21 protein-coding genes are annotated in these 19308 nt (G+C 70.7%); 7 read left to right on the top strand and 14 right to left on the bottom strand.

Annotation, left to right across the window (positions count from 1 at the left end):
- Positions 1 to 28 precede the first annotated feature (28 nt).
- Positions 29 to 1846 carry an AMP-binding protein gene (locus FHU30_RS12645; protein ID WP_253875146.1) on the bottom strand — a complete coding sequence of 606 codons (1818 nt, stop codon included), beginning with the start codon at positions 1844 to 1846 and terminating at the stop codon, positions 29 to 31.
- A gap of 166 nt (positions 1847 to 2012) precedes the next feature.
- Between FHU30_RS12645 and FHU30_RS12640 the strand changes: the two genes are divergently transcribed.
- On the top strand, positions 2013 to 2792 hold the full coding sequence (locus FHU30_RS12640; RefSeq protein WP_253875144.1) for a class I SAM-dependent methyltransferase: 780 nt from the start codon (positions 2013 to 2015) through the stop codon (positions 2790 to 2792).
- Positions 2793 to 2805: 13 nt separating this feature from the next.
- Positions 2806 to 4119 (top strand): outer membrane protein assembly factor BamB family protein, encoded by a 1314-nt coding sequence (locus FHU30_RS12635; protein ID WP_253875142.1) that lies wholly within the window; start codon positions 2806 to 2808, stop codon positions 4117 to 4119.
- Between the two features lie 83 nt (positions 4120 to 4202).
- Here the strand turns inward: FHU30_RS12635 and FHU30_RS12630 are convergent, their stop codons facing one another.
- Positions 4203 to 4964 carry an SDR family NAD(P)-dependent oxidoreductase gene (locus FHU30_RS12630; RefSeq protein WP_253875140.1) on the bottom strand — a complete coding sequence of 254 codons (762 nt, stop codon included), beginning with the start codon at positions 4962 to 4964 and terminating at the stop codon, positions 4203 to 4205.
- A gap of 108 nt (positions 4965 to 5072) precedes the next feature.
- Here FHU30_RS12630 and mshA point away from each other — a divergent pair, with 108 nt between their 5' ends.
- The 3 genes from mshA to FHU30_RS12615 all read left to right on the top strand — a co-directional run bounded on the left by mshA (position 5073) and on the right by FHU30_RS12615 (position 7903).
- Entirely contained in the window at positions 5073 to 6383 is a 1311-nt protein-coding gene (gene mshA / locus FHU30_RS12625) for a D-inositol-3-phosphate glycosyltransferase (protein ID WP_253875138.1), read from the top strand.
- Between the two features lie 137 nt (positions 6384 to 6520).
- The gene (locus FHU30_RS12620; RefSeq protein ID WP_253875327.1) at positions 6521 to 6994 is read left to right on the top strand and encodes a type III secretion system chaperone family protein; all 474 of its coding nucleotides are present in this window, start codon (positions 6521 to 6523) and stop codon (positions 6992 to 6994) included.
- A 153-nt stretch (positions 6995 to 7147) separates the two neighbouring features.
- On the top strand, positions 7148 to 7903 hold the full coding sequence (locus FHU30_RS12615; protein ID WP_253875136.1) for a phosphoglyceromutase: 756 nt from the start codon (positions 7148 to 7150) through the stop codon (positions 7901 to 7903).
- A 223-nt stretch (positions 7904 to 8126) separates the two neighbouring features.
- Here FHU30_RS12615 and phoU read toward each other — a convergent pair whose 3' ends face one another.
- The gene (gene phoU, locus FHU30_RS12610) at positions 8127 to 8789 is read right to left on the bottom strand and encodes a phosphate signaling complex protein PhoU (RefSeq protein ID WP_253875134.1); all 663 of its coding nucleotides are present in this window, start codon (positions 8787 to 8789) and stop codon (positions 8127 to 8129) included.
- A gap of 299 nt (positions 8790 to 9088) precedes the next feature.
- Between phoU and FHU30_RS12605 the strand changes: the two genes are divergently transcribed.
- Both FHU30_RS12605 and FHU30_RS12600 read left to right on the top strand, forming a co-directional pair.
- The gene (locus tag FHU30_RS12605) at positions 9089 to 10423 is read left to right on the top strand and encodes a sensor histidine kinase (protein ID WP_253875132.1); all 1335 of its coding nucleotides are present in this window, start codon (positions 9089 to 9091) and stop codon (positions 10421 to 10423) included.
- Positions 10424 to 10460: 37 nt separating this feature from the next.
- Positions 10461 to 11144 carry a response regulator gene (locus FHU30_RS12600; RefSeq protein ID WP_026414836.1) on the top strand — a complete coding sequence of 228 codons (684 nt, stop codon included), beginning with the start codon at positions 10461 to 10463 and terminating at the stop codon, positions 11142 to 11144.
- A gap of 70 nt (positions 11145 to 11214) precedes the next feature.
- Here the strand turns inward: FHU30_RS12600 and FHU30_RS12595 are convergent, their stop codons facing one another.
- The 11 genes from FHU30_RS12595 to FHU30_RS12545 form a co-directional block, all read right to left on the bottom strand.
- A complete protein-coding gene (locus tag FHU30_RS12595) occupies positions 11215 to 12525 on the bottom strand; it encodes a tyrosine-type recombinase/integrase (protein WP_253875130.1) in 1311 nt (436 codons plus the stop codon).
- A complete protein-coding gene (locus FHU30_RS12590; RefSeq protein WP_253875128.1) occupies positions 12525 to 12740 on the bottom strand; it encodes a helix-turn-helix transcriptional regulator in 216 nt (71 codons plus the stop codon). The genes FHU30_RS12595 and FHU30_RS12590 overlap by 1 nt, the downstream gene beginning before the upstream one ends.
- A complete protein-coding gene (locus FHU30_RS12585; RefSeq protein ID WP_253875126.1) occupies positions 12737 to 14416 on the bottom strand; it encodes a replication initiator in 1680 nt (559 codons plus the stop codon). Before FHU30_RS12585 ends, FHU30_RS12590 begins: the two co-directional genes overlap by 4 nt.
- A complete protein-coding gene (locus tag FHU30_RS12580) occupies positions 14413 to 14622 on the bottom strand; it encodes a hypothetical protein (RefSeq protein ID WP_253875124.1) in 210 nt (69 codons plus the stop codon). Before FHU30_RS12580 ends, FHU30_RS12585 begins: the two co-directional genes overlap by 4 nt.
- Positions 14619 to 16124 carry an FtsK/SpoIIIE domain-containing protein gene (locus FHU30_RS12575; protein ID WP_253875122.1) on the bottom strand — a complete coding sequence of 502 codons (1506 nt, stop codon included), beginning with the start codon at positions 16122 to 16124 and terminating at the stop codon, positions 14619 to 14621. The genes FHU30_RS12580 and FHU30_RS12575 overlap by 4 nt, the downstream gene beginning before the upstream one ends.
- Before the next feature lie 126 nt (positions 16125 to 16250).
- Positions 16251 to 16520, bottom strand: a complete 270-nt coding sequence (locus FHU30_RS12570) for a hypothetical protein (RefSeq protein WP_253875121.1) — start codon at positions 16518 to 16520, stop codon at positions 16251 to 16253.
- On the bottom strand, positions 16520 to 16849 hold the full coding sequence (locus tag FHU30_RS12565) for a hypothetical protein (RefSeq protein WP_253875120.1): 330 nt from the start codon (positions 16847 to 16849) through the stop codon (positions 16520 to 16522). Before FHU30_RS12565 ends, FHU30_RS12570 begins: the two co-directional genes overlap by 1 nt.
- On the bottom strand, positions 16849 to 17124 hold the full coding sequence (locus tag FHU30_RS12560; RefSeq protein ID WP_253875118.1) for a hypothetical protein: 276 nt from the start codon (positions 17122 to 17124) through the stop codon (positions 16849 to 16851). Before FHU30_RS12560 ends, FHU30_RS12565 begins: the two co-directional genes overlap by 1 nt.
- Complete coding sequence (locus FHU30_RS12555) at positions 17124 to 17543, bottom strand: plasmid replication, integration and excision activator (protein ID WP_253875116.1); 420 nt, start codon at positions 17541 to 17543, stop codon at positions 17124 to 17126. Before FHU30_RS12555 ends, FHU30_RS12560 begins: the two co-directional genes overlap by 1 nt.
- 141 nt (positions 17544 to 17684) lie before the next feature.
- Positions 17685 to 18413 carry a GntR family transcriptional regulator gene (locus FHU30_RS12550; RefSeq protein ID WP_253875114.1) on the bottom strand — a complete coding sequence of 243 codons (729 nt, stop codon included), beginning with the start codon at positions 18411 to 18413 and terminating at the stop codon, positions 17685 to 17687.
- A gap of 129 nt (positions 18414 to 18542) precedes the next feature.
- Positions 18543 to 18959 (bottom strand): hypothetical protein, encoded by a 417-nt coding sequence (locus tag FHU30_RS12545; protein ID WP_253875112.1) that lies wholly within the window; start codon positions 18957 to 18959, stop codon positions 18543 to 18545.
- Positions 18960 to 19308: the final 349 nt, after the last annotated feature.

Here is a 19308-nt window from a genome sequence, read left to right as displayed (position 1 = left end):
GACGGGCGAGGGCGGCGGACGGGCGGGCTCAGGACGGTCCGGAGCCGTCCACGAGCCTTCTGGCCGCCGCGTAGTCGGCCTTCCCGTTCGGCAGCCGCAACGATCCGGACGTCCGGACGAACGCTTTCGGGATTTTGTAGCGCGCCAGATGCTCGGCACACCCGTCCCGCAACTCACCATCCGAAACACCGCCGTCAAGGCCATCCGAAACGCCGCCGCCCTGGCGACCGGCAACGTCGCCGCCCCGGGCATCGGAGGCGTCGGCGTCCCGGCTATCCGAAACGCCGGTGTTCGGCTTTGCGGGGCGGAGGACGGCGACGATCTCGGTGCCCCAGCGCTCGCTCGGACGGCCGATGACCAGCGCGTCCGCCACGCCGGGGAGGCCGCGCAGGACGGTCTCGACCTCCTCGGCGAACACCTTCTCGCCGCCGGTGTTGATCGTGGTGGCCTCCCGTCCGTGCACCTGGACGGTCCCGTCCGGCAGCAGGCGGGCGCGGTCCCCGGCGACCACGACGCGCGTCCCGTCGAGGGTGACGAACGTCGCGGCGGTCTTGTCCGGATCGTTCAGGTATCCGAGCGGGATCGAGCCGCCCTTGGCCAGCCAGCCCAGCTCGTCCTCGCCGGGCGACAGCGCCCGGGACCGGTCGGCGCTCAGCACGACAGCGCCCGGCGTGGCGGCGAACGGCCGGTCCTCGGCGCCCTGCCGGGCCACCTGCAACCCGGTTTCGGACGACCCGAGCACGTCCGTGATTCGCGCATGCGGAAGCAGCTCGACCAGGCGCTTCTTCACGCCGGGGCTGATTGCGGCGGCCGAATTCAGCAGCGAGCGCACCGAGCTCAGGTCGTACCGGCGGCGCTCCAACTCGGCCGCGATCGGACGGGCGAACGCGTCCCCGACGAGCGGGATCCGCGTGATCTTCTCGCGCTCGGCGACGGCGAGCAGGTCGGCGGCGTCCAGGCCGTCCACGCGGGCGGGCAGGACCACGCACGCGCCCCCGCACCAGCCGCCGAGCGCCGACCACGTCCCGGCTCCGTGCATCAGCGGCGGCCCGACCAGCACCCGCGCGTCCGACCGGACGGCCCGCGCGACCGCCTCGTCCAGGTCGGTGATCGCGGTGTGGTCGCGGCGGCGCAGCCCGAGCGGTCCGAGCATGAGGTCGCCGATCCGCCACAGGACGCCCTTGGGGAGCCCTGTCGTCCCGCCCGTATAGAGGATGTGCAGGTCGCTGGGGGAGGGGACCACGTCGAGTGGCTCGTCCGAGGCCGCCGCTAGCGCTTCCTCGTACGCGCGCGCGTCCGGCGGTTGCGGGGTTTCGGATCCGTCATCCACAGACAGCAGCAGGGGTTGGAGGCCGGTGCGCTCCAGGGCTTCAATGATTCGCGGGACGTAGCGGGCGTGGTAGATCACGGCGCTCGGGCGGGCGTCCCCGAAGAGCTGCGCCAGCTCGTCCCCGGTGTAGCGGTAGTTGACGTTGAACGGCGCGACGCGGGCCATGTGCGCGCCGACCAGGCCCTCCAGGTACTCGGGCCCGTTGTGCAGAAGGAGAGCGAGATGATCGTGAGGCGACTCCCACGGCTCGGCCGGCCGGTCGCGCCACCCCATGCCCCGCGCGTGCAGCACGTGCGCCAGACGCCGGCTGCGCCCGACCATCTCCCCCCAACTCCGCGCCCGCCGCCCACCCCCGTCACGCCGAACGCCATCCCGGACGTTGTGCCGGTTGTCCTCTCGGGTGTCGTGCCAGACCAGGCACTCTCGTTCTGGCAGCGCCTTCGCTATCGCCTCCAGCAGCGACGCGAGGTCCAGCTGCGGTGGTTCGGCCTGCGGGTTCGACGTGGGGTGGGGCATGAAGGCCTCCCTCGGACGCGGACGGCGCGGACGGCTCCTACGGCGCGGGCGGCGCCTACGGCGGGAGATCACCGTAACCGATTGCTTACGAGGATCAGAATCTCGTTCGGTCTGAGCGGCGGCGAGAATCGACGGCGTGGCGCGCACGACCAGACCCCGAGGGGAGGTGACCCGAGGGACGACCAACCCGAACCGGCTCCGCCGCGCGGACCGGTGGACGGCCGCGACCCAGGGCCGCCTGCTGCGGTCGGTCCCGCGTCCCCTCGCCGTCGATCTCGGGTACGGCGCGTCCCCGATCACCACGATCGAGTTCCATACCCGCCTGCGCGCCGTCGTCCCGGACCTCGAAGTCGTCGGTATCGAGATCGAGCCCGATCGCGTCGCCGCCGGCCAGGCCGTCCGGGCGCGGTATCCCGGGCTGTCGTTCGTGCGTGGCGGCTTCGAGCTGCCCGTCGACCGTCCGCCGACGCTCGTCCGCGCCTTCAACGTGCTGCGGCAGTACGACGAGGACGCGGCCTGGCAGGCCTGGGACGACCTGACCGCGCGGCTCGACCCGTCCGGCGTGCTGATCGAGGGCACCTGCGACGAGATCGGCCGCCGCGCCGTCTGGGTCGCGCTCGACCGCACCGGCCCCCGGACGATCACGTTCGCGGCCCACCTGCCGTCCCTGGACAGGCCCTCCGACCTCGCGCCGCGGCTGCCCAAGACGCTGATCCACCGCAACGTCGAGGGCGAGGCCGTGCACGCGCTGCTCGCCGACTTCGACCGCGCGTGGGCCGTCGCCGCGCCGCAGTCGGTCTTCGGCGCGCGCGCCCGCTGGACCGCCGCTGTCGAGCACCTTGCGGCGTCCTATCCGGTTTGTACTAGGCCCCCTCTGGGAGGAAGGACACGATGGCGACATGGCGAGCTGACGCTGCCCTGGACGGCGGTCGCTCCGAGCCGATAATTTCCCTGTCCTTATGACATCCACAGGCGTCCGCGCGGCGCTCGGACGCCGGTCCGCCCTGGTCATCGGCGCCGTCGTCGCGCTCGTGGTGCTGGTCCTCGCCGGCGGCTGGTACCTCACCCGCGAGCCGCACGACTACCGGGTCGACGGACCGCACGGCTCGTTCCCCGCCGCGCTGGGGTCGGGCGCGCCCGTCCCGTCCAGGACGGTCGCCACCGCGAGCCGCACGGTCGAGCTCGCGGGCGGCCTGGCGCTGCTGCCGGGCAAGGCCACACTTTCCTTCCCGGAAGGGAAGCAGAGTGTCCGGGGCACGTCCCGAGGCATCACCGCCGTGAGCCTGCGCGACCACCGCGCCTACTGGACCTACACGAGGCCCGGACGCGCCGTGATCGACATCGCCGCCACCGACGGCGACGTCTTCGCGCTCTGGAACGACGGCCAGCTCACCCGGATCGACTCGCGCAGCGGCAAGCCGCGCTGGCGGCACCACCTCGACCAGCCCCTCGTCAAGGAGGGCCGGCAGCACGCCCAGCTCATCGCGCCGCAGCACGGCCTGGTCCTGCTCGTCGCCTCCGACCGCGTGGACGCCTTCGCCGCCGACTCGGGCGCCGCCCGCTGGACGGGTCGCCCCGCCGACGGCTGCCCCTTCGCCCTCGACCAGAACCCGGTCTTCACCGGAACGACCGTCGTCATCGCGTCCCGGAACGACCGCTGTACCGTCGCCGCCTACCGCCTCGACAACGGCGGACGCGCCTGGACCGGCCCGTCCGGCGTCGCCGAGGTCGCCGCCCACCCGGTCGCCGTGGACGACACGACCGTCCTGCTCACCGGGCGCCAGGGTGGCACGCTCGTCGCCGCCGCCGACGGCCGCCCCGTCCGCCAGCTGACCACGCCCGTCGAGCTCTGGGACGCGTCCGGCGGCCTGGTCGTCGGCGCCGGCCAGCCCGAGGACAGCGGCCGCGACGCCCTCGGCGTCTGGGACGCGTCCACCGGACGCCGCCTCTGGCAGAACCCCGTCCCCACCGGCTTCCGCCTCGACGGCGGTCCGCTCCTCGCCGGCGGCCAGGTCTACGTGACCCTCACCCCGGAGGACGGCAAGGCCAAGCCCAGCCTCGTCGTTCTGGACGCCCGCACCGGCGCCCGCAAAGCCTCCCTGGACCCGCCCATCGTCGTCCCCGCCGGCCTCTCCGGCGACGACGCCGCCTCCTTCCGCGACGAGGTCCAAACCCAGGTCCTCACCATCGGCGAAGGCGTCCTCGCCGTCTTGGAAGGCGACGAAGCCGCCTTCCAAGACGAAGCCAAAGGCTCAGTAGCCCTCATCGCCTAACCCAGCCACAGCCCTCATCGCCTCAGCCAGGCACGGCCCTCATCGCCTTACCCAGGCACGGCCCCGCGTGGGGCTAGGTGGGGTCAGGGCTCGCGGTGGAGTTTGTGGGGGGCCGCCTGGACTCGGGGCTGGACGTCGATGCGGTCGATGTTGACGTGGGCGGGGCGGGTGACGGCCCAGGCGATGCAGTCGGCGATGTCCTCGGCCACGAGGGGTTCGGGGACGCCCTCGTAGGGCTTTTCGGCGCGCGTGTTGTCGCCGCGGAAGCGGACCAGGCTGAATTCCTCCGTCTTGACGAGGCCCGGCGCGATCTCGGTGACGCGGACGGGCTCGGCGACGAGTTCGAGGCGCATGACCTCGTTCACCGCGAAGGCGGCGTGCTTGGCGGCGTTGTATCCGGCGCCGCCCTCGTAGACGGCGTGCGCGGCGAGCGAGGTGATGTTCACCACGTGGCCGGCTCCGGACTCGATCAGCTTCGGGAGCAGCGCCTTGGTCACCCGCAGCAGGCCGAGGACGTTGGTGTCGTACATGGTCTGCCAGTCGGCCGGGTCCGCGTCGGCGACCGATTCCAGGCCGACGGCGCCGCCCGCGTTGTTCACCAGGACGTGGCAGGAGTCGAGCGCGGCGGCCAGCGCGTCCACCGAGTCCTGCGAGGTCACGTCCAGGGTGACCGGGACCACCTTGCCCGCGCCCGGGACCTCTTCGGAGATGGTCTTCACCAGGGCGTCCAGCCGGTCCCGGCGGCGCGCCGCCGCCACGACGTGGAAGCCCTCGGCGGCCAGCCGCCGCGCCGTGGCCGCCCCGATCCCGCTGCTTGCTCCGGTCACTACCGCCGTCTTACGCATGCCGCACAGCTTTCCAGACCGCCCGGCCCGGACGCTCCGCAGGGTGGCGGCCTCCGTACGGGAACAGTCGAACCGGTGGATAGGTTGCACTACCGGAGGTGGTGTCCGGTGTCGGGTCGTATCAACCGAGTTGCGACGATCAGCCTGCATACTTCGCCCCTGGACCAGCCCGGCACGGGCGACGCGGGCGGCATGAACGTCTACGTCGTCGAGACCGCGAAGCGGCTGGCCGAGCGCGGCGTCGAGGTGGACATCTTCACCCGCGCGACCTCGCGGGCCCTGCCGCCGGTCAGCGAGCTGGCGCCCGGCGTCCTCGTCCGGAACGTCGTCGCCGGGCCGTTCGAGGAGCTGGACAAGGGCGAGCTGCCTCGCCACCTGTGCACCTTCACGTCCGGGGTGCTGCGCGCCGAGGCCGCTCACGAGCCCGGGCACTACGACCTGATCCACACCCACTACTGGCTTTCCGGTCAGGCCGGATGGGCCGCCAAGCGGCGCTGGGGCGTCCCGCTCGTGCACTCCATGCACACGATGGCCAAGGTGAAGAACGCGGCGCTCGCGGACGGCGACACGCCCGAGCCCGCCCTGCGCGTGGACGGCGAGCAGCAGATCGTCGACACCGCCGACCACCTCGTCGCCAACACCGCCAAGGAGACCCGCGAGCTGACCGGGCTCTACGGCGCCGACCCGTCCCGGATCGCGACCGTCAGCCCCGGCGTGGACCTCGGCCTGTTCCGCCCCGAGTCGCCGATCATCGCGCGCGGCACCGGGCTGCTGCCGCACCGGACCGGCCCCGCGCGCCGCCGCCTCGGCCTGCCCCGGGACGCCTTCGTGCTGCTGTTCGTCGGCCGGATCCAGCCGCTCAAGGCCCCCGACGTGCTGCTCCGCGCCGTCGCGCTCATGCTCCACCAGGAGCCCGCGCTGCGCTCCCGGCTCGTCGTCGCCGTCGTCGGCGGACCGTCCGGGGCCGCGCGCTGCCGCCCCGAGGGACTCCAGCGGCTCGCCGCCGAGCTGGGCATCACCGACGTCGTCCGGTTCGAGCCGCCGTGCCCGCAGCGCGAGCTCGCCGACTGGTACCGCGCGGCGGACGTCACGGTCGTCCCGTCCCACAACGAGTCGTTCGGGCTGGTCGCCGTCGAGTCCCAGGCCTGCGGCACGCCCGTCGTCGCCGCGTCCGTCGGGGGGCTCCAGACCGCCGTCAAGGACGGCGAATCCGGCATCCTGGTCGAGGGGCACGACCCCGCCGACTACGCGTCCGTCCTGCGCCGCCTGCACGCCGAGCCCGGCACCCACCTCCGGCTCGCCCGTGGCGCCGTCCGCCACGCCCAGGACTTCGGCTGGGACGCGACGGTGGACCGCCTCCTGGAGGTGTATACCGGTGCGACGACCCGCGAGGCGATGGTGAAGGAGATGGCCCGGTGAGCCACGACGCAGCGAACGCCCGTCCCACCGGCTCGGCGGACGAGCCGGTCGGCGGTTCGACGAACGCTTCGGCGGACGGTCCGGCCAGCGGCTCGGCGAACGCTTCGTTCGACGGTCCGGCGGACGGCCCGGTCAAGGTGATCGAGGAGACGTTGCAGGCCGCCGAGCTGGAGTACAGCGTCCCGCGCGACGGCGCGTTCTTCGTCAAGCTGCCCGGCCAGCACAAGCTCGCCACCATGACCTGGCTGATCGTCGGCGACCACAGCCTGCACGTCGAGGCGTTCTTCTGCCGCCAGCCGGACGAGAACCACGCCGACTTCTACCGGTTCCTGCTGGAACGCAACGGCCGCATGTACGGCATGTCGTTCGCGCTGGACGAGGTGGGAGACGTCTACATCGTTGGCCGCGTGCCGCTCCAGTCCGTCACCCCGGACGAGGTCGACCGGCTCCTCGGCTGCGTCCTCACCTACTCGGACGAGAACTTCGACAAGGCCCTGGAACGCGGCTTCAAGACCTCGATCCAGAAGGAATGGGACTGGCGCGTCAAGCGCGGCGAGTCCCTGGCCAACCTGCGCGCCTTCGCCTCCTTCGCCGACCCGGCCAACCGCTGAGCCCCACGCGCCCGCCCGCCGTTTCGGACCTCACCAATCCGGCGGCGCCGGCGTCCGTCACTGATCATCCGGCGGCCGTTCCGCTGGTCAGGGGCGTCCGGGACGGCCGGGGCCGGTTCGATCGCGCACCGGCGCCCGCTAGGCTCTAGAGCCATGGCGACCCTGGTTTTGCTGCGGCACGGCGAGAGCGTGTGGAACGCGGAGAACCTGTTCACCGGCTGGGTGGACGTGGATCTCTCCGCCAAGGGCGAGAGCGAGGCGACGCGCGGCGGCGACCTGCTGCTCGACGCCGACATCACCCCCGACGTGGTGCACACCTCGCTGCTGAAGCGGGCCATCCGCACCGCGAACATCGCGCTGGACGTCGCGGACCTGCTCTGGATCCCCGTCCGCCGGTCGTGGCGGCTGAACGAGCGGCACTACGGCGCGCTGCAGGGCAAGAACAAGGCCCAGACGCGCGAGGAGTACGGCGAAGAGCAGTTCATGATCTGGCGCCGCTCCTACGACACCCCGCCGCCGCCGATCAAGGACGACGACCCGCTGTCCCAGGTCAACGACCTGCGCTACGCGTCCCTGCCGTCCGAGCTGATCCCGCGCACCGAGTGCCTCGCCGACGTCGTGGACCGGCTGCTGCCCTACTGGTACGACGCGATCGTCCCGGACCTCGCGGACGGCCGGACCGTCCTGGTCACCGCGCACGGCAACTCCCTGCGCGCCATGGTCAAGCACCTGGACGGCGTCTCCGACGAGGACATCGTCGGCCTGAACATCCCCACCGGCATCCCCCTGGTCTACGAGCTGGACGACGACTTCGCCCCGCTGAAGCGCGGCGGCGAGTACCTCGACCCGGCCGCCGCCAAGGCCGCCATCGAGGCCGTCAAGAACCAGGGCGCCAAGAAGAAGAAGTAACCCCCTGGAAGGCGACCCCCCGGAAGGCGAAGCCCGCCGGAAGGCGAACCCCGCTAAGGGCGAAGCCCTCCGAGAAGGCGAACCCCGCTAAGGGCGAACCCTGCCGGAAGGCGAAGCCCGCCGAGAAGGCAAACCCCGCTGACAAGGCGAAGCCCGCCGCGTCCCTCTGGGAGGACGCGGCGGGCTCCTTTTGTGGGCCGGTCAGGTGGCAGGTGGGGACGGGTCAGCCGGCGTCGACGATCTCCTGGGGGCGCTGGCCCGTGACGAGGTAGACGACGTTCTCCGCGACGTGGACGGCGTGGTCGGCGAAGCGCTCGAAGTACCGTCCGGCCAGGGTGATGTCGACCGCGGGCTCGACGCCGTGCTTCCACTTGGGGGAGAGCAGGATGTCGAACAGGCGGCGGTGCAGCCGGTCCATCTGGTCGTCGTCGGCGTCCAGCTCCAGGCCCATCTCGACGTCCCGGGACGCGATCACCGACCCGGCCTTGGCGATCATGCGCTCGGCGATCTGGCCCATCTCCAGGACGGTGGACTGCAGCTCCGGCGGGACGGCGCCCTCGGGGTGCCGGCGGCGGGCGGTCTTGGCGATGTGCACGGCGAGGTCGCCCATGCGCTCCAGGTCGCTGCTCATCCGCAGCGTGGTGACCAGGGTGCGCAGGTCGCCGGCCACCGGCTGCTGCCGGGCCATCAGGTCGAAGACCGTCTCCTCGATCTCGGAGTCGATCTTGTTGACCTGCTCGTCGGCGGTGATGACCTCCTCGGACAGCCGCAGGTCGGCGTCCAGCAGCGCGGTCACCGCGCGGGACATCGCCGACCGGACCAGCCGGGTCATCTCGACCAGCTTGTCGGCGAGGGAGTCGAGTTCCTCGTGGTAAGCGTCGCGCAAGGGAAGAACCTCGGTTTTCGGGGAGGCCGGCCCGGGGCCGGCTCGGTACTGCTGGACGGCGGTGGCCGCCCGCTCGGGACGGGGTTGCGGACGACCGGAACGCGTTGCCCGGACGGGCCGTCGCGCACGGTCCCCCGCCCCCGGAGCGGTCCCGGAGGGCGGGGCGTACTCGCCCACGCCACAGCCTGCCCCACCGCTGTGAACCGATACGGATAAAGAGGTGAACATTGGGCTAACGCCTCTCCCTGCGGTACCCCCGTGGTGTGGGGCGGCCTCGTTCGCCACTTACGATCCAACATGTGGAGGTCGAGGTTGTCGCAGGTCTGACCGGGCTCGCCGGGCTCGCGATCGGACTCGCGACGGGATTGGCGGTACGGGTGAGCGAGCGTGCCCAGCGGACCGTGCGCCCGGCGCAGCCCCAGGGGGGACTGCCGCCGGGCATAGCGTCGGTGCTGAGCGTTCTGAGGTCGTCGGCCGTCGTCGTCGACGCCGAGGACCGGGTGCTGCGCGCCAGCTCCGCCGCCCGCGCCTTCGGTCTGGTCAGCGACGACCGGCTGGTCGTGGACGAGCTGCTCGCGATGGCCCGGCTGGTCCGGCGCGACGGCGAGATCCGGGAGACCGAGATCCAGGTCGGGCCGTCCCGGTCGCGCTCGCGCGCCGAGGGCCGCTGGTTCGCGGTCCGGGTCGCGCCGCTCGGCTCGCACGGCCTGGTGCTCGTCCTCGCCGAGGACCTCACCGAGATGCGCCGCGTCGAGGCCATCCGCCGCGACTTCGTCGCCAACGTGAGCCACGAGCTGAAGACCCCGGTCGGCGCGCTGTCGCTGCTCGCCGAGACCGTCGAGGGCGCCGCCGACGACCCCGAGGCCGTCCGCCGGTTCGCCGGGCGGATGCAGCACGAGTCGGTCCGGCTGACCAACCTCGTCCAGGACCTGATGACCCTGTCCCGCATCCAGGGCGAGGAGCCGCTGGACGACCTGCACCCGGTCGAGCTCGACGAGGTGATCGACGAGTCCCTGGACCGCTCGCAGATCCGGGCCGGCTCCAAGGACATCGAGCTGATCGCGGGCGGCCGGCACGGGTTCCGGGTCCGCGGCGACGAGGAGCTCCTGGTCACCGCGCTGCGCAACCTGATCGACAACGCCGTCGCCTACAGTCCCGAGCACACCCGCGTGGTGATCGCGACCCGGCAGGCCGACGACCAGCACGTCGAGATCACCGTCACCGACCAGGGCATCGGCATCCCCGAGGGCGACCTGGAACGGATCTTCGAGCGGTTCTACCGGGTGGACCCGGCGCGGTCCCGGCAGACCGGCGGCACCGGCCTCGGGCTGGCGATCGTCAAGCACGTCACCAGCAAGCACGGCGGCGAGATCACCGTGTGGAGCAAGGAGGGCTCCGGCTCCACCTTCACGCTCCGGCTGCCGCTGCTGAACCCCGCCGCGACGCCGCCCGCCGCCACGTCCGCCGGCGCCGGCTCCGCGCCGTCCGGCGGCGACACCGAGACCCCCCGTGACGTCCCCGGCGAACCCGGCGACGCGAGCGGCGGCGGACCGGACGCACCGCGCCCGTCCGCCCTGTCGGCCGTCAACGGCCTCACCCCATCCCACCCGACCCCCGAGGACCGGACGCGATGACAGCGCACCGGCCGAGAACCGCCCGGGAGGCAACACCGTGACCCGAGTGCTCGTCGTGGAAGACGAGGAGTCCTTCAGCGACGCGCTGTCGTACACCTTGCGCAAGGAGGGCTTCGAGGTCGCGGTCGCGGCCACCGGCCCGGACGCGCTGGACATCTTCGAGCGCAATGGCGCCGACCTCGTCCTGCTCGACCTGATGCTGCCGGGCCTGCCCGGCACCGAGGTGTGCCGCGAACTGCGCGCCAAGTCCAACGTCCCGGTCATCATGCTCACCGCCAAGGACAGCGAGGTCGACAAGGTCGTCGGCCTGGAACTGGGCGCGGACGACTACGTCACCAAGCCGTTCTCCACCCGCGAGCTGATCGCCCGCATGCGCGCCGTCCTGCGCCGCCAGGGCGACGCCGGCGAGGAGCTCGCCCCGGCCGTCCTGGAGGCGGGCCCGGTCCGGATGGACGTCGAGCGGCACGTGGTCAGCGTCAACAGCGGCTCGGTGCAGCTGCCCCTCAAGGAGTTCGAGCTCCTGGAGGTCCTGCTCCGCAACGCCGGCCGCGTCCTGACCCGCATGCAACTCATCGACCGCGTCTGGGGCGCCGACTACGTCGGCGACACCAAGACCCTGGACGTCCACATCAAGCGCCTCCGCGCCAAGATCGAGGACGCCCCGTCCACCCCCCGCCACATCGTCACCGTCCGAGGCCTCGGCTACAAGTTCGAGCCCTAGCAGACCCCCTGTGACCTGCATGTTCCCTCTCTGCGTCGGCTCTGAGGGCACATGCAGGGCACACATCCGGTCATGCCTCCTTCTCGGTCTGGTCGTCGTCGGTACCTGCGCCGAAGAACCGATCCATCGCCGCCCGCGCACGGTCAGCAGCATCCGGGAGCAGGTGAGCATAAGTGCGGAGCGTGAACCCCGGGTCAGCATGACCCAGGTACTCAGCCACGGTCCGGATGTCCACGCCAGCGACGAGCCAGGCCGAGGCCGCCGTGTGCCTCAATATGTGCATGCCGTTCTCACGGCATACCTCGATGCCCGCCGCCCGCAGTGCGTCCCGCCAGGTGTAGTTGAACTCGCCGCCGTAGTGGGGCAGCCCGTTGGACCGGACGAACAGCAGGCGGGCCGTGTGCGGCTTCCCGGCGGGCGTCTTCCATGGCAAGGTCACCTCAACCGGGGGACGCTCTTCGATCCGGGACTTCAGTCGCCTTGCCAGCGAATCCGCCAGCGGAACGTCCCGCTCCTTGTCACCCTTGGGCAGGGAGAACACGAGCTGCCCCTTCACGAGCCGGACTTGCCGGACGACGTGAATGACGCGGTTGCCGAAATCGATGTCGTCGACGGCGAGGCCGAAGATCTCGCCTTGCCTGAGCGCGGCCCCGGAACCGAGGTAGACGATTGTGCCGTCTTCGCCCAACGCTTCGGCCGCGCTGTCCGCCTGGTCGAGCGTCCACGGAACGATCTTCTTTTTGGGCACGCGCGGAGGCCGGACGGCACTCGATTTGGTCGGGTTCCGGCTCACCAACCCGTCTTCCATGGCCGCGATGAAGATCGTTGAGAGCGTGTCAAAGATCCGTTTGATGTACGCAGGCGAGAGGCCCTTGTCCTCAAGGGACTTGATCCACTTCTGAATGAGGCTGGGAGTCTTGGCCAAGACCGACAGCGGACGCTTGCCGATCACACTGGGCCCGCCGGGCGGGCGTCGGCTCTTCCTTTGCCCAGGACGCGGCGGGACATCGATGATGTGCGCAAGCCGCTTGTCGAGGTTCCAGAGCGTGTTCGGGTCGCCCGTGAGGCCGCTTCGCCAGTCCCGGACAAATTCCTCTAGCGGCTTCTTGGCCCGCTCAGGATCTACATACGTGTCAGAGGCAAGCTCACCCTTGATCTTGGCGTCATAAGCCTCAGCGCTCGTGTCGGGATTCTTGCCCTGCCGCTTGGGCCGGTTGGCCTTGCATTGCTTCCCGGTCTCATCACGCCAGCGGACTTGCCAACGGTCGCCGTCCCCGTGGTCCTTGCTCGGGTAGAGCTTGTGCTCAGGGCACGGCTCCACAGGGACGCCGTCTTTGTCCTTGCGAGGCTTCTTGGTGTGCCATCTGTCGTAGACCGCCATTACGCCGCCTCCTGCTGTGCGCGGAACCAGGTAAGGACATCGGCCGGGAGGTACCGCAGGTGCCGCCCGACCTTGGCAGCCTTGGGACCCGTGCCGAGATAGCGCCACTGGTGGAGAGTTGCCACCGGGACTCCGAGAAAGCGCGAGACCTCTTGCGGCGTCCACGTCCGATCGTGGGGAAGCTCCACCAGGGCGAGGAGTTCGGACTTGTTCACGCTGCCTCCCTGGTTGCCGAAAGCTCTGGGGTGGCTTGTGCGAGCTGCTCGCGTCGCTTGACGCGTTCGTTGATCAGCAGCAGTAGGCGGTGTTCGAGGGATCGGACGTCGGCATCTCCAGGGCCCGCGCGTTCCCAGGCGTAGCCGGAACCGGTGTCGGTGTTGGTCGCCGGAATCCCTGCCTCGGCCAGGCGCGCAAGCACCCATGCTTTGCGGTCGGCTTTGTGGTCGGCGAGGGTCTTGCCGGACCACTTGCGGGAGACCAGGACCCGCCGGCCCCCGTAGCCGAGGTGTTCGCGCTTGTGGGCTTTGCCCTTGCAGAACCCCGGGACCATGCCGCTTCGCGGGTTCTTGGGCTGGACGCCGTAGCGCAGCCAGTTCGCGCAGGTCGGCGAGCACGGCTCATACCGAAGCGCGTCGGCGAGCCGTTCGACATGCCGCTTCTGGCGGTCGGTTTCGGGTTCGTGGCAGTCGGCGACGCTTTTGACCAGGTACTTGGTCAGGTAGCCGACGCAGCGCCGCGCGTCGGGGGTGTCGGCCAACACACCCTGGGCGTCCACCTGACGGCCGAACCGGACCACGTGCAGGGGCTCGGCGTCGTAATCTTCGCCGATCGCGTCCAGGGCCTCATCCCAGGACGGCAGCGCCGCACCCGTGTTCGGATCGAGGTAACCGCCCTGTCCGTCGTCTCCGGCCGACTCGTCCCAAACCGGAAGCCGGTCGTTGGGGTAGACGATCCGGTCCGTCGAAGGCCACCACACCTGGTGATAGGTCGCCGCCACCACCTGACGCAGTTCGCGACGTGAAATCGTCCCGCGGATCGCCATATGGAGGTGGGGGGCGAGGCGGCGTTGGGGTTCGACGGCGGCGAAGTACTGGACGTCGTAGCCGACGAACCGGCGGAGGTTTTGAACGAACCGGTCGATCAGCTTCCCGAAGTGGATCGCATCGCGTGCGGCCCGCCGGTAGTCGTAGCCGTCCGGATCGACCGGCGTCCCATCGGAGTGCACGCGCCCGTAGGAGTCGAGGGTGAGCGTGAGGAAGATGGACGGCCGGAACGTCTTCCCGCCGGGTGCGGTGAAGGTCTTGCCCACGGTCCGCGCGTCCACGGGACGGCGGGGAAGGTCGGGGGCGTCCTGTCGCCGCCGCGTGCTTCGCGTCCGCCGCGTGGGCTGGTCACCGGTCTTGAGCGTGCCGCGCACCCCAGCACGTTCGATCTCGACGTCGAGTTCGGCGAGCAGGCCATCCCAGAACTCGACCGGTTCCCCGTGCGCGCGTCCTTCGGCTTTGGCCCGGTCGCGTTCGGCCTGGGCTTTGGCGCGCAGCTCCATCAGGTTGCGCTGGTGTTCGGCCGGGTCTTCGCGCCGGATTTCCGGTTCGGTGTCCAGGTGCCAGCCTTGGGAGCACTGGACGGCTCGGAGCTTGCGCTTGCGTTCGGCGCACGAGGGGCAGACCGAGGCGAGGGTGTGTCCGCACGGCACGTAGACGACTTCCGACACTCCCGAGCGGAGATCGACCCGCCGCATGGGCACGGGGCGGATGCACACGCCGTGTTCCAGAGCGACGGCCTTGACCAAGTCGCGCGCGAGCGGCGGGTACACCTTCACTCGCCCGGTCTGCTCAGCCTGTTCGACGGGGCTGTCCGGGGCGTCGAGGGTGGGTTGGGTGAAGGTCATGCGTCACCTCCCGTGGTGTTGGCCGGGTTGAGGGGCCGCAGCTCCACCAGGCGGCCATCGGCGAGCAGCACCAGGACCACCGCGTTGCAGGACTCGCAGGTCACCCGGTCGCCGTCCCGGTCGGGCCGGTAGGCCAGCCAGGAGGGGTTCAGGCGAGCGCAGGCAGGGCAGCGCACCGGGTCAAGCCAGTGACGAGGCGCGCTCATGCCGCCGCTCCGGGGCCAAAGGTGCCGCCGTCCTGGTCGTCGAAGTCGTCTCGTTCGTCGTGGGCCAGGGCGTAGGCGACCATGGCGCGGATGTCGTCGTCGGAGACGTACGCGGCCCGGACGCGGACGGGATCGGGCACGGTCTCCAGCCGGACGAACCCGACGCCCGCGCCGATCTCGGGGACCGAGGAGATCTCGTCGGCGTATGCGCCACGGTCGCGCGCGCCGTCCCCAAGGATCATGTCCACCTGGTCGGACTCGTCCAGCCGGAGCGCCATCCGGTCGGGGAACAGGTTCCGCAGGTTGTTGACCTCTTTGCGGGCGTCCTGTTGTGCACCGAGCAGCCCGTAGCCGACCGATCGGCCCTGGGAGGCGAGGATGGCCAGTGCGGATTCGGCGCGCTTGCGAAGCTCCCGCTCTGGGCAGTAGGCCGTCAGGAACGCCAGCTCATCCACGATGATCAGCCGGAACGGGTGCCGGCCGCTCGGGGTGAACGACCGCACAGCCCCACCGAACTCGGCCGCGCGGGCGTTCATGTCCTCGGCCGCCGCCTCCAGCAGCTCGACCATCCCGCCCTTGGGATCGTCGGAGTACCGGCCGTACCGCTCGAAGAGCTGCCGTCCAAAGCTCAGTTCCATGCGCTTGGGATCGATGGCCCACACTTCGACCAGTCCGGCGACCATCAGCGGCAGCAGCGCCCGCACCACTGACCAGATCACCGAGCCCTTGCCTGAACCGGTCGCGCCCGCGACCAGGACGTGTGTCCCCTGGACGCGCAGCCGCCACGGGGAGCCGTCCTCACACCGCCCGATCTCCAGCCCGCCGAGATCGACGGCCGCAGCGGCGGGGATCGGCAGCGCGGGAATCGGGGTGGCGAGAACGTCTTTGCGGACGAACTCCAGCCAGACCCGCCCCGGACGGCCGCCGTGACGGACACGGACCAGGGACGAGCCGAAGCCATGCGCGAGGTTGGCCGTGACCCGCTCCCAGGCGTCCGGAGCCTGCCCTTTGAGCATCTGGACCAGCACCCGGTCAGCGGACGGACCACACTGCACACGCTTGATCGACGGAAGGTACTCGCGCCCTTTGTGGACGCGGGACAGCCCGGACCCGACGATCACCGGTTGCCAGTCGCGCCGGTAGATCCGAAAGTGCCGCCACTTGGCACGAGCCGGGTAGCCGACCCAGTGGAGGAACGAGGGACGGTCCCAGGCCGCCCACCCGGCCAGAGCGGCACCGGCGAGCAGTACCAAGACGACCGGCAGGACCCAGCCGTACCGGTAGGCGAGCCATCCGAGCCCGGTCAGAGCCGAGAGCGGGAGGGCGTTGCGGACGGTGAACACGGTCAGCCGGACGAGGAAGCGGACGAGGTTGACCAGCAGCACCAGGCCCTCTGGCATGTGCCAGACCGGCGGCGCCCACTTGGGGCCCGCGAACGGGTCGGTGGACGCTTCGACGGCGACGTTCTCGCCCGGACCGAGCTTGCGGAACTCCCATGCCATGATGAGGTCACCCCTTCGGGATTCGTGGACTTTGCGCAGGTAGAGGAAGCGAGCGAGAGGGGAAGGGGCGGCGGGAAGGTTGCAGCTTCACGCCGCCCCGCCCTCACCTCGCGCGAACTCGCTAGTTCAGGTGACCCGGGTGAACGCGCCCGGGATCAACGGCGGCCCGGGGAACCAGCCCGGGACGATCAGCACCGGACAGGCCCCGACCTTCGCGGCGGCCTCGGCCGACTCGGCAGCCAGCGCGCACGGCTCACAGGAGGCCCGACCGCAGTGACGGCCCATGGTGTGGCACCAGCGCACCGCCCGCCGCGACTCCAGCCACTCACCCAGCAGCGCCAGCGCGCCCATGACGCCCACGGCCATCAGCACCAGCCCCAGCAGCGCCAGCGCCATCACGCCGCACACTCCGAGGTGTCCGCGCCGGAGGAGTCGTCAGACCCGGAGTCGGCGGTGTGCTCGGCGTGGAGCTGTTCGAGCTTGGCCGCGTAGGCGGCGAATGCCTCGGCCAACTCCCGCGCGGTGTGCACGTCCGCCGCCGTGACCAGCTCCCAGTCAGCGGGGGTGAAGGCGACGCTCACGCCCTCCTGCGTCACCGCCACCTGCGCCGCATCGCCCTGGAGACAGGCCAGCACCGACACCGACTCACCGCCGCGCAGGACCACCCCGATCCGGGGGGACTCGCCCGGCTCGATCGCGATCGTGGTGTAGGAGTACTCACCCATCAGGCCGCCCGCCCCTTCCGGGCACCCGAGGCCCCGTTGCCGGACCGGTAGGCCCGCTCCACCTCGACCGCGTACCGCTGTGCCTGCTCGGCCAGCGACCGGGCGAACTCCACGTCCTCGGCCCGCAGCCGCTCCGGGAGCGTGAGCGTCACCAGCGTCCGCGCCGCGACGATGGAGAACAGCGGCGTCCGCGCCCGGAAACCCCGGAACTCGCAGGTCGCCCCGGCATCGACCGGCAGCGTCAGCGCCGACATGCGCCCCTTGCCCGCCCCCATCAGGCCGCGTCCTTGGTCGCCGCAGCCGGACGGGTCTTCACGCCACCGGGAGCACCGGCCGGAGCCCGCACACCGCGCGCCCGCCACGAGTAGGCGATCTTCGGTCGCTTGCCCGAGTCGTCCAGCCACGGCGTCACCGTCAGCCCCTCGAACTCGCACGGGCGGAACGGCCCCATCACCGGCTCGGGCACGACCGGGCAGACCTCGGCGGAGATCTTCACCTTGATCGCCGAAGCCTGGTGCTTGGCCTCCGGGTCGGCGTCGTAGACGTTCACCACCCAGACCGGCAGACCGTTCTCCTTGTCGGTCTCCTGCCGCTTGGTCTCGAAGTTCTCCAGCGGCTCAGCCGCCCCCGTCGCGAACACCCCGTACGGGAACACCTCTCCGAAGTTCACCGGGATCCGTCCCAGTACCGCCATGACGCCACCTCCGTTGCATCGCTCTACCGAGCGACCTACTTGTCAGCAACTCGTCTTATCGAGTTGCTCACTACGAAAGTACGCCGAGGGGCAGCGATCTGGAAGGCTGTTAACTCGACTTATCGTGTGACGTGCATCACATCAGATTGAGAAGGTGTCCGTCAGCTCGTGCAGGGTGCCGGGAAGGGCGAGGTCAACGGCCAGCACACCGCGCCCGGACGCGTCGCGGATGACGCCCAGGACGGCGAGCACCGGCTCATGGGCGTCCAGCTCCAGGATCTCGGTCTCTTGCTCGGTCGCACGTCGCGCCGACAAGCGTTCATCGATGCGGACCAGGCGCTCATCATGCGCCGAGGACAGCAGCTCACGCGCCGGGACGGTCAGGGGGCCGGCCACTTCCAGGCCTGTCGCGCGCGCAATGTCCAGCGGCAGCCACAGGGACACCAGCTCACTCGGAATCTGGTCGTAGATGCTGACGTAGCGGCGTAGGAACGCCGGAGCATCTGCCGACAGCCCCAGCAGCTCCGCGATTTCCGGCGGAGCGGGACGCCGTCCGACCTCGACCACCTTGACCGTCTCGGCCGTCTCATGGCGGTCCAGCACGGCTAGGCCCGGACGGTTGGGGTCCGGGTCGGTCGAGACGACGGCCTTCACGAAGGTGCCGCGCCCGTGAACGCGTTCGACCTCGCCGCGGAGCTGCATGTCGTTCAGGGCGCGCGTCACTGTAGGACGGGACGTCCCGAACTCCTTGATCAGTTGCGACTCGGACGGCAGCTTGTCACCGACCCTGTAGGTGCCGTCTGCGATGCGGCCCCGGAGTACTTGCATGATCTGCTGGTACTTCGGGAGGTACTGCCAGTCGTCCGACATCTGGACCTGCCTACTTGTCGATAACACGAGTAGGCAAAGCGTACCCAGAGTCGTTTCCCCATGTCACACCCGGAGTTGCGCCCCGACCATGGCGCGATCCGGCCAGCCCGCCAGCCGGGCGAACCGCAACTACTCGTTGCCGTCGATCCGGTTGAGCGCGGTTGAGGCGTGGCCGAGGAGCATGTGTGCCGCAGCCAGTGCATCGGCACAGGCCGACAGGTTCACCGTCGCGTCTTCCAGTGCATCCATCGTCGCGCGCGCTCGTGCGGCGCCGGTGTCGTCCCAGACGGAGCCCGTCGCGACCATCGAGGCATGCGCGCGCTGCGTTCCTTGGCCTGCGTTCCACACCACCCCAAGGAGCCGATCAAGAGCCTCGAACAGCACTTCCAGTAGAGCGTCAGTGTCCGCGACCGACACGCCGGCAAGCGTGCCATCCCGCAACTCGGCCGCCGCGTCAGCCAACCTCCCGGCCGACACCAGCACCGCAGAGCCAGGTCCGGCCGCGTCCTCCAGCTCGGGAAGCAGGGACCCGGCACCGTCCGCCAACTCGGCGACCTGGTCGCCAATCGAGGGAGCGTCGAACAGGCTCCCGCGCTCAGGTGCTCTGCGGATCAGCGGTCCGCGGTCCGGACTTGGGCCAGGGCCATCCGTCCACCTGAACCACCGCATCACGCAACTCCCGAGGACTGATTGCTTCCACCAGGCGCAGGCCCTCACTTGAATGCACCAACGCCCACCACGAACACGTGTACTCGCCGTACCAAGCCGCCGCCACACACCCGAACTCCGCCTTGATGGCCCGCGTGACCGGCCCCGCGTTCAGCCCGGCCGGCAGCTCCACCCGACCGCCACCCCGCGAACTCGACAGATGCCCCGCGGTTTCAGCGGCCCGTCC

The organism is Actinomadura rupiterrae, from assembly GCF_024172125.1.
Classification (GTDB): Bacteria; Actinomycetota; Actinomycetes; order Streptosporangiales; family Streptosporangiaceae; genus Spirillospora; species Spirillospora rupiterrae.
The sequence above is the reverse complement of the archived record's forward strand: the minus strand, read 5'-3'. Positions and strand labels throughout refer to the sequence as shown.

Coding starts and splice junctions, on each gene's coding strand:
- FHU30_RS12560 (WP_253875118.1), bottom strand. CDS start 17,124: ATGGGGGCGGGCAAGGGGCGCATGTCGGCGCTGACGCTGCCGGTCGAT.
- FHU30_RS12630 (WP_253875140.1), bottom strand. CDS start 4,964: ATGCGTAAGACGGCGGTAGTGACCGGAGCAAGCAGCGGGATCGGGGCG.
- FHU30_RS12615 (WP_253875136.1), top strand. CDS start 7,148: ATGGCGACCCTGGTTTTGCTGCGGCACGGCGAGAGCGTGTGGAACGCG.
- FHU30_RS12555 (WP_253875116.1), bottom strand. CDS start 17,543: ATGGCGGTACTGGGACGGATCCCGGTGAACTTCGGAGAGGTGTTCCCG.
- FHU30_RS12580 (WP_253875124.1), bottom strand. CDS start 14,622: ATGAGCGCGCCTCGTCACTGGCTTGACCCGGTGCGCTGCCCTGCCTGC.
- FHU30_RS12585 (WP_253875126.1), bottom strand. CDS start 14,416: ATGACCTTCACCCAACCCACCCTCGACGCCCCGGACAGCCCCGTCGAA.
- FHU30_RS12570 (WP_253875121.1), bottom strand. CDS start 16,520: ATGGCGCTGGCGCTGCTGGGGCTGGTGCTGATGGCCGTGGGCGTCATG.
- FHU30_RS12565 (WP_253875120.1), bottom strand. CDS start 16,849: ATGGGTGAGTACTCCTACACCACGATCGCGATCGAGCCGGGCGAGTCC.
- FHU30_RS12550 (WP_253875114.1), bottom strand. CDS start 18,413: ATGTCGGACGACTGGCAGTACCTCCCGAAGTACCAGCAGATCATGCAA.
- FHU30_RS12645 (WP_253875146.1), bottom strand. CDS start 1,846: ATGCCCCACCCCACGTCGAACCCGCAGGCCGAACCACCGCAGCTGGAC.
- FHU30_RS12595 (WP_253875130.1), bottom strand. CDS start 12,525: ATGGCGGTCTACGACAGATGGCACACCAAGAAGCCTCGCAAGGACAAA.
- FHU30_RS12575 (WP_253875122.1), bottom strand. CDS start 16,124: ATGGCATGGGAGTTCCGCAAGCTCGGTCCGGGCGAGAACGTCGCCGTC.
- FHU30_RS12635 (WP_253875142.1), top strand. CDS start 2,806: ATGACATCCACAGGCGTCCGCGCGGCGCTCGGACGCCGGTCCGCCCTG.